General features: G+C 36.5%; 13 protein-coding genes. 1 reads left to right on the plus strand and 12 read right to left on the minus strand.

The window, feature by feature from the left end; genetic code table 11:
* Positions 1 to 163 precede the first annotated feature (163 nt).
* Together HW423_RS10970 and HW423_RS00175 are read right to left on the minus strand one after the other, a co-directional pair.
* Positions 164 to 403 (minus strand): VOC family protein, encoded by a 240-nt coding sequence (locus HW423_RS10970; RefSeq protein WP_235956161.1) that lies wholly within the window; start codon positions 401 to 403, stop codon positions 164 to 166.
* A gap of 90 nt (positions 404 to 493) precedes the next feature.
* Positions 494 to 1,330 (minus strand): hypothetical protein, encoded by an 837-nt coding sequence (locus HW423_RS00175; RefSeq protein WP_218929948.1) that lies wholly within the window; start codon positions 1,328 to 1,330, stop codon positions 494 to 496.
* A 189-nt stretch (positions 1,331 to 1,519) separates the two neighbouring features.
* On the opposite strand from HW423_RS00175, the gene HW423_RS00180 reads away from it, so the two are divergent.
* A complete protein-coding gene (locus HW423_RS00180) occupies positions 1,520 to 2,458 on the plus strand; it encodes an IS30 family transposase (protein WP_218929949.1) in 939 nt (312 codons plus the stop codon).
* A gap of 17 nt (positions 2,459 to 2,475) precedes the next feature.
* Here the strand turns inward: HW423_RS00180 and HW423_RS11350 are convergent, their stop codons facing one another.
* From HW423_RS11350 to pflA, 10 genes are all read right to left on the minus strand, one after another.
* Entirely contained in the window at positions 2,476 to 3,174 is a 699-nt protein-coding gene (locus HW423_RS11350; protein WP_328803102.1) for a MerR family transcriptional regulator, read from the minus strand.
* Positions 3,175 to 3,180: 6 nt separating this feature from the next.
* The gene (locus tag HW423_RS11460; protein WP_218930052.1) at positions 3,181 to 3,246 is read right to left on the minus strand and encodes a MerR family DNA-binding transcriptional regulator; all 66 of its coding nucleotides are present in this window, start codon (positions 3,244 to 3,246) and stop codon (positions 3,181 to 3,183) included.
* Between the two features lie 119 nt (positions 3,247 to 3,365).
* Positions 3,366 to 4,709, minus strand: coding sequence for an MATE family efflux transporter (locus HW423_RS00195; RefSeq protein ID WP_235956180.1), 1,344 nt, complete (start codon positions 4,707 to 4,709; stop codon positions 3,366 to 3,368).
* A gap of 143 nt (positions 4,710 to 4,852) precedes the next feature.
* Entirely contained in the window at positions 4,853 to 5,998 is a 1,146-nt protein-coding gene (locus HW423_RS00200) for an AI-2E family transporter (RefSeq protein ID WP_218929952.1), read from the minus strand.
* A gap of 84 nt (positions 5,999 to 6,082) precedes the next feature.
* Positions 6,083 to 6,994, minus strand: a complete 912-nt coding sequence (locus HW423_RS00205; protein WP_218929953.1) for an AEC family transporter — start codon at positions 6,992 to 6,994, stop codon at positions 6,083 to 6,085.
* Between the two features lie 55 nt (positions 6,995 to 7,049).
* Positions 7,050 to 8,321, minus strand: coding sequence for a metallophosphoesterase (locus HW423_RS00210; RefSeq protein WP_218929954.1), 1,272 nt, complete (start codon positions 8,319 to 8,321; stop codon positions 7,050 to 7,052).
* 87 nt (positions 8,322 to 8,408) lie between these two features.
* Positions 8,409 to 9,602 carry a DUF998 domain-containing protein gene (locus tag HW423_RS00215; protein ID WP_218929955.1) on the minus strand — a complete coding sequence of 398 codons (1,194 nt, stop codon included), beginning with the start codon at positions 9,600 to 9,602 and terminating at the stop codon, positions 8,409 to 8,411.
* Positions 9,603 to 9,636: 34 nt separating this feature from the next.
* Entirely contained in the window at positions 9,637 to 10,230 is a 594-nt protein-coding gene (locus HW423_RS00220) for a helix-hairpin-helix domain-containing protein (protein WP_218929956.1), read from the minus strand.
* A 295-nt stretch (positions 10,231 to 10,525) separates the two neighbouring features.
* A complete protein-coding gene (gene adhE, locus HW423_RS00225) occupies positions 10,526 to 13,168 on the minus strand; it encodes a bifunctional acetaldehyde-CoA/alcohol dehydrogenase (RefSeq protein WP_218929957.1) in 2,643 nt (880 codons plus the stop codon).
* Positions 13,169 to 13,481: 313 nt separating this feature from the next.
* A complete protein-coding gene (gene pflA / locus HW423_RS00230) occupies positions 13,482 to 14,252 on the minus strand; it encodes a pyruvate formate-lyase-activating protein (protein ID WP_218929958.1) in 771 nt (256 codons plus the stop codon).
* Positions 14,253 to 14,267 lie beyond the last annotated feature (15 nt).

A 14,267-nucleotide genomic window follows, 5' to 3' on the forward strand; every position in this document is an offset into this window, starting at 1 on the left:
ATCGAACTTCCAGCTATCACCATATGCAACCTCCCAATAATAACCGTCAAGATCTTAGAAGCAACCACTATACCCGTCCCAATCCGTAGGTTTAGGATATTTCGCGATCGGCCCACCAGCAGACTCAACCAGTTTAACAAATTCATCCACTTCAACTTTAGTTTTAAAGTTGATTGCTAATGTATTCCACTAAGCCTGTATTAATGACTGGAGGGTTGGTTGGATTTATTTCATTAGCTAAATTTTCCAGTGAGAATAACTCTAATTTTGTCCCTTCCATATCAAAAAATACAATCGGTGGGTTATCAGCCTCTTCATAGGTTTTAAAACTGATTTCTTTGTAGAATTTCATTGCCTTACCAATATTTTTGACACCTAAAGCAATTAAGTTAATTCGATTCATATTCATGACTCGCTTATTAATTTTTCTAAAAAAACGCTTAGACCTACACAATGATTGTTGTATACCTAAGCGGTAATCAGTTCCAACGGCTTACTCAGCTGTTTCGTCAGTGTTGTTAGATGCTTCTAGGCTCGAATTCTCGACACTTTCGCTGCTCTCTTCGCTATCTTCAATTGTATTGAGTTCCACAATATTTCCGTCAGCATCGACTTCAGCCATGACGTAATCTATTGAGTCAGTTTCATTACTATTTCGAATCCAAGCATACAGCCAGCTTTCATCTTCGAATCGATATGTTATCTCTGAGGGCTCACCAATTAATTCCTGTAACTCTTCAAATGTAGTAAACTCACGATTGTCACTCTCTGCATCTTGCCAAGTTTCAATTTCTTCTAAGGTAATGTTTAATGGCTCAAAGGCCGTCTCATTCACTAGCAATAAATTCACTTCTGTTAAATAAGGCGCAGCGAAGCCCTCTTCTGGTTCTGTACTTTCCACAGCTTCTGTCGAAGCTGCTTGTGCATTACTTGCTTCCGCTGCCTTTTCTTCTGAGAAGATTTGTGCATATAGAATAGCTGATTCTTCATCATTTATTGAATAATACAATAAGAATTCACTTGCACCTGCATCAAACGTTTCAGCAGGCTCGCCCGCTAATTCAATCACTTCTTTTTTAGTCATTCCGGTTGAACCTTCGGAAATGAGCGTCTCAAACGTAGACTTCAATTCATCTAGAGGTGTTTGGGACAGATCGTCATAGGCTCTAAACCAGCGAATATAATTCACTTTATCCTCTTCAGTTAATTCAACTTGTTCCAATTCTTCATCACTTGTACTAGAACTACTTTCTGATGCTGCTATTCTTATTGGGCTGATTAGCATCACGAATAACATCGCTACTAAAAACCCTTTATTTCTATGACTCAACTCTATCCATCCTCACTTCAGATTGTTACTTTAGACAAGTATAGCATAGCCCACGATTTTTCTAAATACTTATTGTCTTCGCTTATTTATTGTGATGAATTGTAAAATTAAGTGCGACAAATAAAGAAACCCATAACAGGTTCGTGTAAAATGTTAGTAACGACAAAAACATAAACACGGAGGTCTGTTATGAGCTACACACATCTTACCATAGAGGAACGTTCAAAAATAGAAATACTCTATCAAGAAGGCTATAAAATTAATCGCATTGCTCAATTAATCGGGCGCCATCGGTCAACGATTTATCGAGAACTTAAACGATGCCTTTCAGATCAATACCAAGCTCAGAATACCCATGAAGGTGCCAATCAACGTGTACGTCTTAAGGGTAGAAATCCTAAGTACACGGTTGAGCTACTTAAAGACATTCAAGATAAATTAGAACGTACATGGTCACCTGAACAAATTGTTGGACGAGATTATCAGGGAAAACTTTCCTTTAAATCCATCTATAACTGGATTTACCAAGATATCTTAAAGGTGCCCCTAACTGTCTTAAGACACAAAGGAAAAAGTCGAGAGCCTCAAGAAACGCGAGGAAAGTTTAATATCGGCACTCCCATCTCAAAACGCCCCAAATCTGTGAAGAATCGAAAAGAGTTCGGGCATTGGGAACTCGACACCGTTGTTTCTTCACGAGGCAAGAGTAAAGGTTGTTTTGCGAGCTTTGCAGAACGAAAAAGCCGTATGTATATTGCTTTACCCATGCCAAATCGCTCTAAAGTTGCTATGCAAACTGCGATTGAAGATTTGAGAGAAAACTTACCTAAGGAAGCTTTAAAGTCCTTTACCTCAGACCGAGGAAAAGAATTTGCTTGTTATCCTGAGGTCGAAGCAGCAGGGATTGATTTTTATTTTGCCGATGCTTATAGTGCCTGGCAAAGAGGAACCAATGAGAACTCTAACGGTTTACTACGTGAGTTTTTTCCTAAGAAAACAGACCTCGCTAGAGTGATTACCCAAGAACTCAACCAAGCTTTGTGGTTAATGAATAATCGTCCTAGGAAATGCTTAGATTACCAAACACCCTTGGAAGTATTTTTACACGAACTCTTATTAATTGAGTAAATAAATTGTCGCAATAATTATTGCAATTCAACTTGTAAAAAAAACTTGATTGCTTCGTATAAGTAATCTGCTGCACCTTCAGTAATATCTTCATAGTATTTCTTGAAACGCTCATCTTGTGTATACATTTGAGCTAAGCCAATATGTGCTTCTTCAGAGTATAAATCATCTGGCCAAACCATTATTAGCCATTCTTTATGTAATTCAGCAACATGTTGCCCATCTGCACTTTCAGGTTTCCCTTCTGGTACAGCATTAACTAAAGCCTTACTGATTTCTTCATTAAGCTTTTCAATACGTTCATACTGTTCTTGCGTTAAATTACCAAATTTTTTATTTGATGAATCAATGACAGCTTCATTGTATTTTTCTCTGATTTCCTTACCATATTTTTCTTCATTGGCGTTAATTTGTTGTTTTTTAAATCCTTCAAATTCTTCTTTAGACATTGTTAAGTCCTCCTTGTAAATTTTAATTGTGTTTTCGACTGTATTCATCAATTGACTAATACGGTCTTTTTCCGATTTGAGGTGTAGGTAATGTGTTTCCAACGCTTTAATACGATCAAATTCGGAAAAATTAATAATCGCATGAATTTCCTCTAATGTGATGCCAAATTCTCGGTAAAACATTATTTGTTGCAACATTTTCACTTCATCTTCACTATAAACTCGATACCCATTCTCTTCGACATACGCAGGTTTTAATAAATCAATCGTATCCTAATGACGCAAAGTCCTTGTACTAATACCGGCTAATTTTGCTAATTCTCCAATTGAATAACTCATTTCCTCACCTCTTCATACAGATTACACCTTAACGCTACGTCAAGGTCAAGCGCTTTTAAAATGTTATCCAAAATAATAAAAAATCAGCCGGTGCATTCAATGCATCGACTGACTTAACTTTATTGAGTTGCTTTTTGCTGTTGCAATTCAACTAACTTCTTATTGCGTTTGTAATAGGCTGGAACTAAAGTAAGTACAGCACCTAACCACGCCATTGGATTGGAGATAACTGGACCGGCAAAGCCAATAAGCCCACTTAAACCAAACGCCGCAATGATTCTCATCGTTAATTCCATCACTCCTGCGACTGTCGGGATAAAACTATCTCCTAAACCTTGCAGAGTGTAACGAAGGATAAATAGAATCGCTAAAATCCAATAAAATGGACCGGTTAATTGGAAATAGTATTGTCCGTAACTTCTCAGAACTTGTTTGGAAGAACTGTCTCCGAAGACACTCGTTAATTCTCCACCGAATAAGAATAAAACAACTGAGAAGAGTATTGACACGGATATCGAAAGAACAAGCACTTGCTTTACGCCTCTTAAGATACGGTCGTATTTTTTGGCACCGAAGTTTTGTCCAACATACGTGGCCATTGATACTCCAAATGACATTAGAACAAAGACGACAATTTGATCAATCTTTTGAGCTGCTGAGTAACCTGCAACGGCTTCAGCTCCTAATGTATTTAAGGCAATTGTTACAGACATTGATCCAATCGCAATAATTGAAGATTGAAACGCCATTGGGAATCCAATCCGGCAATGTTGAATCACTTCATCTTTACGCATCTTAAAATGTCTTGCTTTAACTTTTAATAAATAAACTTTCTTTTGAATATAGAATAAGCAAATTAAAGAGGCGATTAATTGTGATACCATTGTCGCAGTCGCTACCCCAGCTACTCCCATATCAAAAACTAGGATAAAGATATAATCTAAGATAATGTTAATCACAACCGCAATGACTAAAGCAATCACCGGTGTCCGACTATCTCCTAAAGCTCTCATTAAGTTACTTAACATATTGAATAGAATGGTAATAGCCATAAATCCAAAGATAATAATTAAATAATCATAGGTGTACTGAATGATTTCAGCCGGCGTATTCATTAAATAAAGAATATCCCATAAGAAAAACATACTCAATGCCGTCATCACAATAACGACTAAAGTCGATAGTACCCCATTGATTGCGACACTTCGACTGACCTTTTCATAATCACGTGCCCCGTACGCTTGCGCCGTTGGAATTGCCATTCCAGCAGTGAACCCTTGCGAGAAACCAACCACAAAGAACATGACACTCCCTGCTGCACCAATACCTGCTAGAGCATTCACGCCCAACGTCCGTCCGACAATGAAGGTATCCACCATGTTATAGAATAATTGAAAAATATTACCTATAATTAAAGGTATAGAAAATAATAGAATTTGTTTGATCGGTGTTCCCGACGTCATATCTTTCACAAACGTGTTCCTCCTACTTTATTTATTTCTTACGTAAGTATATGTTAAAAGTTTTTAGGTTACAACATTAATCAATGTAAATATAAAAACCTAATGATAGCAACTAGGTTAATCATTAGGTCTAAACTTTTAAATTAGAATGTTAATTCACTTTCAAGATCTAACTCATAGTAATGTTCTTTGTATTCAACATTCGAACGAATGAGTTTATATATGACCGATGCAATAGGCACTCCTAGGAAGAAGCCGGCAGGTCCTAAGAGCCCCCCACCAATCGTTACCGCAATGAAAGTCCAGATACCTGGTAAACCAATCGATCCACCAACAATTCTTGGATAAATCGCATTACTTTCAAGCTGTTGCAATACGATATTGAATAGAAGGAAGAAGAGTCCTTGAATCGGGTTTTGAACGAAGATTAGCATCGTTCCAATAACAGCTGATAAGATCGCCCCGACCATTGGTACTAAGGCCAGTGCTCCTGATAGAGCGCCAATCATACCTGCATAAGGGAAGTTAAATATCATCATACCCACAGTTACTAACGTTCCGTAAATAATCGCTTCGATTAACATTCCCGTAATAAAACTAGAGAATGATTCATTCGTCACTCTTAAGACATACTTCAAACGTCGGAAGTGGTCTCTCTTCATATAAGCACGCAGTACGCGTTTAACTTGTCTTTGTATCTTTTCTTTTGAAAGTAAGGCGTAAATTGCGACGACTAATATAACAACTAATCTAAATAAAGATGACGTTAATAATTGGAAAGTCGTAAACGTTGACCCTAAAATGTTATTAGCAAAACTCGCCGCATCTCGGGCAATATTTTCCCAATTAATATTTAAGTTGTTAATCAATGTATCAATTTGAGGATAAATCTCTTCAAGATCCTCAATCCACCTTTGAATATATTCAACCATTAATGGTAAGTTTTCTAATAAAGTTTGTACTAGGGAAATTAATTGTGGAATGATGAGCCATAACACTAGAACAATAACAATAATAACTGTAATCAGTGCCAGTAATATCGAAACTGGACGTCTTGCACGAATAAGTAGCTCATTATCCGTTTCTGGAAACCAGAACCCCTCATACATCACCATAATTAAATTCAAAATATATGCAAATACAAACCCATAAACAACAGGAGAAATTACATCCCAAAGCTCTCTCAAGCCAGCAAAAATGTGCTGATAATTAAAAATAACTAGAATAAATACTGCAGCTAAACTAACGTACTTCATGACCATTCGATCTAAACGGCCTAATTTATCCATTAAATCCCCCCCTCTATATGCACATATACTATACCATGTTTTTATTAGCGATTACGAACAGTTTCATTACAATGTGGAGTTATTTTATACTTGCCAGACAACTAATAACATTGACATAATAATAATCGAAATGATAATAGATAATGAATTTATAATTGCTGATAATTCAAAATTCTCCCCATACATCCGTGTATACATTGTTGCAACGCCTGAAACCGGCGCAAAGGCAAGAATCGCTAAGGTTTGCCGAATTTCTAAACTAAATGGTAATAAAAAATATAATAATGTTGAAATCCCTGCTGCTACAACATAACGACCAGATAATGTCTTAATTAAGAGCCGGACATGTTCCTTATGAATCCTTAAATCTAAGGCAACACCAATCATAAACATCGACAAGAACGTATTCCCATTCCCAATAATTTGGGTCACATCCGTAACAAAACTTGGTAATTGTAGTGAAAAAAGCGATAGGGTAATCATCACAATATAGACAATAACTGAAGGTGAACTCATCATCGTGCGGAAGATATACCCAATATTAATCTTACTCTCCCCGTCCCTGACACTCTTTGCCATACCATAGTTTCCTCCTAAAACCATGAAAGCACTCCCGGCATCGAACAAGCTTACTGCCAAAATCGCTACTTCAGAGAAAAAGAAAGAAATAAAAGGTAAAGAAAAGTTTCCAATATTATAACCATTCATATTCAACATTAAAAAACCTTTCTCTGTTGGTGTTTTACCTAACAAATGCGAGAATATAATATACACCCAATTACATAAAAATCCAATAATACTAATAATAATCAGTGTTGGAGGAAAGCTCAATCCATTTAAATTTGAAATAATTGCACTCGGTAACGTTAGATAAAAAATTAATTTAGAAATCGTATCAAAATCTCTTTCCCTGACAAAGTAACCTCGAGTTGTTAAGACATTTGCCAATATAATAACTGACACTAGAACTGCCGCTTTAATAATTGTTTCGACCATTATGTTGTCCTTTCTATCCGTTTGATATGTGCGTCGTAAGTACATGCATGCCAAATTACCATCTATACTCTTGGTGATTATAATTTGCTTGATCAATTAAAACTTGTAGATAACGGTTCATCGACTCTGTATAAGGACTAATTAGTTTCTCAAAAGTATCTTCGTAGGCAGAGACAGTTGCTTCCCAAATATTCGAGATATTTCCAGCAAAGAAAGCTAAATTTAATTCCTGTGTTAACTGTTTTAATTCATCTTTTCGATCTTTATTGGAATCCAATTTCTCATTTGCTTTAGTAAAGACTTGTTTGAGGTAAGTATCATAATTGAGTAAATTTGGATCTTCTGTCTTAGTCTCTTTTGACCAAGCATCCATATCTAATTTTATTTGTTGATACGACTTCTGGTTCTTATCAATCACAACTTCGCCAATCACACTCGGTTGAACAGCAAACGCTCCTGTCGCAATGTCAGTCACTTGCCCTTCTTGCGCGATATGTTGAGCATGCATATGCCCACTCAATGTTACAGGTATTTGATATTTTTCTAAAATATTCTTCAAGCTATCATAATTACCCAACACAAAATTCTGACCCATCAATTCAAAATGCGGAATAGAACTATGGTGTAAAACAACCGTCACTTCAACGTCTGCTTCCGTAATAGTCCTTAATTTATCCTCCAACCAAATGAGGGTTTCGTCTCTCAATTCTCCTTTAGATACGGGCGGTTGGTCATTGCCTTCTCCATGATAAATATTACTATCTAACATTACTAACCAATGATCGCTCATTAATTGAGTAATATAACTTAAGCTCGCATCATCTTGGTAAGTTGCTTCTCCATAGCCAAAGGAATTCATTAATTTTTTAAATTCTGCGGGAGTAATTTGTTTATCCCTCACAGCTCTACTATCAGTAAATGAACTTGCCCAACCATTGTTAATATCATGATTGCCAGGTATCACAAAAACTTCCGTACCTAAAGCTTCGATTTTTGCAAATGCTTTCTGAAGTTCGACTAAACTTTGATACTCTCCGTTTAAAGTCAAATCACCTACAACTAATAAAGCATTCGGTTGCTGTTCTGCCTTTTCGATTTGATAAGCAAGGGCTTCAAGCCGTTCATTGGAGTAAAAAACTTCCAGACCAGCACCAGTATCTTGTAATTTCTGAATGCGGCGCCCTTCAACATATAAGCTTGGTGATAAATGATGGACATCGGCCACAACCCATAATCTCAAATCGGACTGCGCTTTAGACGCCTGTGCGCCAGTCATTGCAAAGAAAATACAAAGAAAGAATACTAAAAACTTAAAAACCTTTCTCATTATCAACCTCCTCCTTTCAAGAACAAACAAAAAAGACTATGAGAAATCTCATAATCTTATTATCCTATATTATTGAATGAATTCAATCTATATATCTCTAGATTCTGTTTCTTTATTAAACTCAATATCTATATCATACACGGGGATGGGCTCTCGACTCGCTTTATCAAGTGTTTGTAGTAGTAGCATCAACCAAGTAAAAGCAAGGGCAAATGAAACAATTTCAAATCCTGTTAAAGTAATATACCAGCCAGTTAAATAATAATAAGTAACAACGAACAACATAATACCTAACACATAAGATGTAATCACAAATTCTCGTGACACCTTAGGCACAAACCACTTGATGCTGATAATCATTGCGATAATCATATATACTAGCATGCCTGCAGATTGGTTATGATATTTAGGCATATTTCCCGGTCCATCACTTGGGAAATAACCAACAAGTCCTAGGCAAATTGCTGTAATCGTAAGTAATATTCTTAGGATTGTTAGTGGACGGTGTTTTAGATAAATCTTCTTTAAACCAACAAATAAATTATCCACTAAAGCGATCATCATAAACGCAGACAACATTAAAGTGAAGTTAAATTGCCAAGCACCACTCGCCTCTTGCGTTCCTAAGAAACTTAAATTTCGCTGCCACCACTGTGCCTCACTATTGGTAATCATTGAGATAATCACTCCACTTAAAATGACCAAAACTAATAATTTGGTCATTAAAGACGTCGAAAGGATCATCACAAAACTGATCATGACATAATTAACAATTGATATAAAGATAAAAGTCAGTAAGGTTGATAAATAAATATCTAAAACTAAGCCTTCAAATAATAAATCTAAGAGGTAGAAAAAGAATAATATGGCTAAAGCAATGATGATGGCGAAAGATAATAATATCGTTGGAACATTCCGCCAATAAATATTCTCCAAATTGGATAATCTTTTTCTTTTACCTACGATAAAAGCAATCGCAAAAGTAATGACTCCACTTATCGACCCAATCAGCAAAATCGCACTCGCAATCGAAATACGTCCCATTAATTGAATAAATAATTGCTCTCGGGAATTGAAAAAAAGAAAATATATCAAAGTTCCAATCACTGCAGGTATTAAGAAATTACGTAAAGCAAGTTTCTGATGATTGCTTGAATGATTATTTGACTTTAGTACATATTCTTGACCATCTATCTTAAGTATCGCTTGATTGAATTGATTTACGCCAGACACTTCATCATTCACTATAACCCTTAGTTCTTTATCCTCATGGCTTCCCATTATGCACCTCGTATTTTATTAATATTATGCTCCCTTATTCAACTACTTCAATCATATAAAATCTAATTGCTTTAATTAAAGCTTCTTTTTTTGTATTTTCAAATGTACAAAATGAAGCAAAATGTATTTTCTGTCCTGATTTTGCAATGACAACACCATCCGCTGCTCCATATTTCCCATGGGATAAAATACTCAGTAAATTTAAACTACTTAACTGTATATCTTTTTTATCAAAATAAGTGATTAATTCATCAATCCCATTTATTGTTTGATCGCCGTTAATTTCCGTTTCTACAGTAGGATTAAGTGTTTCCTCTAGATTAGATTGCTTTCCAACAAAAATGCCTATAATAAAGTCTCTAATAACACGTCTTTTCGGCGCATTGTCACAACTTAAATCACCTAACAATAAAAAATCTGGCTTATATGGATGTGGTTCGGCGTCACTAAATGTTAAGTCGATATCAGTTAAGGCTGATTCTAATATGTTGATCGATTTTTGTCCCATTCCATGTAGCTTTAATAATTCATCTTTACTAAAATCAGCTACTTCCTCAAGCTGTGTTACATCAATTGTTTGAAGTGCGTTGGTAGCAACTTTTCCAATATTAGGTAAAGCGTGTGACATATTACCCTCTCCTTCAGTTTTTTCACTGTATATCACTATATTAATATATATAAGCCCATACTAAAAGGAGAAAATGCCTGAATTCAAAGATAAGCGTGAATAAGCTTACCTCAACAAGTGGAAGAATTAGTTTATAATATTCCACTTAAGCACCTCAGCTGAAACAATTTATTTTTATTCTTCTAGCTAGATGCAACTCAAAACAAAAAAACGTATAAGCCTAACTTGCGCAAGCAAGGCTTATACGTATATAAAGGGGATCAAATTTAGGTATTACTAGATTCGTTGGATAATATTAATTGTAGTTTGCTTGTCTTTCTTTATATCCGTAATAAGCATCTTCTAGGATTTCTTTCATTTCGCTTACTAAAGCTAAGCGCGGATTCACTGGAGTACATTGGTCTTCAAAGGCTAAGTAGGCGATATCTTCAGCTTTATCCATGAAGGCTGTTTCATCAACGCCTTGGTCTTTAAGACTCATCTGAATTCCAACACGTTCTCCGAGTTCGAACACAGCTTGAGCTAAGTTTCTCACGCCTTCTTCTGGAGTTTTTGCATCAAGTCCAATTAATTTAGCGATGTCTTGATATTTTACATCCGCTTTGTAGTAATTGTATTTTGGCCAGTTCGCTTGTTTCGCTGGTCGTGTTCCGTTATAGCAAATAACGAATGGAAGTAAAATCGCATTTGTTCGACCGTGAACTGTGTGGAAAACTCCACCAATCTTATGAGCCATTGAGTGGTTAATTCCTAAGAAAGCATTACCAAACGCCATCCCAGCCATAGTTGAAGCGTTATGCATTCTTTCACGTGCTTCTGGATCGTTATATTTTACTGAAGCTTCTAAGTTTTCGAATACAATCTTAATTGCTTGTAAAGCCAGTCCATCAGTAAAGTCGTTAGCCATCACTGATACATAAGCTTCGATCGCGTGTGTTAACACGTCCATCCCTGTGTCAGCTGTAACAAAATCTGGTACAGTCTCAACTAAAGCAGGGTCTACGATTGCGACTGTTGGTAGTAAAGAATAGTCCGCTAATGGGTATTTCATATTATTTTTTTTATCTGAGATAACTGCAAATGGTGTCACTTCAGATCCTGTTCCTGATGTCGTTGGAATACCTACATACTTCGCTTTAGACCCAAGTTCTGGGAACTTAACTGCTCTTTTACGAATGTCTAGGAATTTTTGAACTAAATCTCTAAAGTCTACTTCTGGTTGTTCGTAGAATAACCACATGACTTTAGCCGCATCCATAACAGATCCACCACCAAGGGCGATAATTGTATCGGGTTGGAATTGAGCCATCGCTTCAGCTCCACTTCTAACAGTTGTAATATCTGGATCTGGCTCAACTTTATGGAAGATTTGGTAATTTACTTTGTTTTGGCGTGCCTCAAGTTGGTCGATAATTCTTTGAGTAAAGCCGAGTTTCATCATTGATTCATCCGTAATAATCATGACACGTTCAACATCAGCCATTGTTTTTAAATATTGGATTGAGTCACGTTCGAAATAGATTTTTGAAGGTACTTTAAACCATTGCATGTTATTGCGTCGTCTCCCAACTGTTTTAATGTTAAGTAAATTCAATGCTCCGACGTTTCCACCAACTGAGTTTCGTCCGTATGATCCGCAACCTAGAGTTAATGATGGGATGAAGGCATTGTATACATCTCCGATTCCCCCGAATGTTGAAGGAGAGTTCCAAATAACTCGAATGGCTTTAACTTGACGGCCGAATTCATTCGCTAATTCTTGATTTTTTGTATGAATCGCAGCTGAGTGACCTAATCCAAAGAACTCAACCATTTGTGCAGCTTTTTGAATTCCATCTTCAGTTGTTTCTGATTTCAATAAAGCTAAGACTGGAGATAGTTTTTCGCGTGTTAATGGTTCGTTTGGTCCAACTTCTGACACCTCTGCTACTAGAATATTTGTTTCTTCCGGAACGGTGAAACCTGCTTGTTCTGCAATCCATGTCGCTGGTTTCCCAACAATTTCATTATTTAATTTTGCGCCAGCACAGTTTTCACTGAATGCTTTAGAACCGAAACAAAATTCCTCTAATAGTGCTTTCTCTTTTGAATTTACGATATAAGCATGATAGCTTACTAATTCATCTTTAAATTCTTTATAGATTTCTTTATCAACAATTGCGGCTTGTTCAGAAGCACATACCATTCCATTATCGAATGATTTACTTAATACGATGTCATAAGCTGCTTGCTTAACGTTTGCTGTCTTTTCAACGTAAGCTGGCACATTTCCTGCCCCAACCCCTAAAGCTGGCTTACCACATGAATAAGCCGATTTAACCATGGCATTTCCACCAGTGGCTAAGATTGTTGCAACCCCATCGTGATTCATTAATGCATTCGTTGCATCTAACGATGGTTCTGTAATCCATTGCACACAGTTTTCTGGTGCACCTGCTTCAATCGCTGCATCTCGAACGATTTGAGCAGCGTGGGCTGATGACTCAAGTGCTGCCGGGTGAAATGAAAAAATGATTGGGTTACGAGTTTTTAATGCGATGAGCGCTTTGAAAATAGTTGTTGACGTCGGATTCGTTGTCGGAGTGATGGCGCAAATAACTCCAACAGGTTCAGCAATTTCTGTAATCCCCGTCACTTCATCATCACTGATAACACCAACAGTCTTCATATCTCGCATGTAATTTACAACGTGCTCACAAGCAAATAAGTTCTTTGTCGCCTTGTCTTCAAATACACCACGGCCAGTTTCGTCAACTGCATGTCTTGCTAAAGTACCATGTTGATCTAAAGCTGCAACTGAAGCTTTCGCTACAATGTGATCAATTTGCTCTTGATTAAAATGATCGTATTCCTCTAAAGCAACCAAACCTTTTTCTACTAAACCATTAATCATGTAATTAACATTTCCAATAACTTCTTTTTCAATTAATTCCGTCATTGTTACGCTCCCCTTTTCTTTATCTTTGATTATATGTTACTCTTTTCACAAACAAAAGTAAAGAGGTTAATTATTATAAATGCTACTGTAATAGGTTTTTATAAAGTATTGTAACAGTTATCTATGCTGTTTCATTCAACGACAAATCTCTATATGTGATTAGTTGAACATAATCGCAGCTCTGTTATATAACAACATTGATGTTGTTTTATTGATATTAATATTTCTTTGATTATACTGGTAATATTTGCTAGAAATACAAAAAAAGCGCAACACTGTTTTATAGTGTTACGCTTTAATTATGTCGCTTTATTTAATCATCTAAATATCCTTTATAGCGTTCTGTTCTCAATAATCTTTTAGCATTTTCGACCCGTTCTGTAGTCGGTGGTTCGACTCCTTCCAAACGGTATTTAATTCCGAGTGCCTCATATTTATAGACACCTAGTTTATGATATGGAAGTACCTCGAACTTGCGAACATTCGATAAAGTTTCAACATAATCGCCTAATCGGATCAGATACTCATCGTAATCCGTACGCGTTGGAACAAGTACGTGTCGAATCCAAACAGGTATATTCAACTCTGAAAGTAACTCAGCCATTTGCATGATATTCTCATTACGCACGCCTGTTAATTTCGCATGACCTTTTGGATCAATATGCTTAATATCAAATAAGAACAGATCAGTATACTTCATCAGTTCTTCAAATTGTGAGCGGAATGGTTCCTCTAAAGTAAAGGGCGCGCCACACGTATCAATCGTTGTGTGAACACCATGTGCTTTACAAATTTTGAAATATTCTATCAGAAACTCGATTTGTAGTAAAGGTTCTCCGCCACTTACAGTTACCCCGCCGCTATTACCCCAAAAAGAACGGTATTGTATGGCTTCATCGAATAATTCTTGCGGAGTATAAGGTGTTCCCCCACGCATATTCCAAGTATCCGGATTATGACAAAACTGACAGCGTAGACGACATCCTTGCATAAAAGAGATGAATCGTATCCCTGGTCCGTCAACTGATCCGAAACTTTCAGTCGAGTGGACGTTCCCAATAATTGGTGTTTTAACTTCTGACAAGATATATCCCCCTTT

The sequence above is a fragment of the Ruoffia halotolerans genome (genome assembly GCF_014049385.1).
Lineage (GTDB): Bacteria > Bacillota > Bacilli > Lactobacillales > Aerococcaceae > Ruoffia > Ruoffia halotolerans.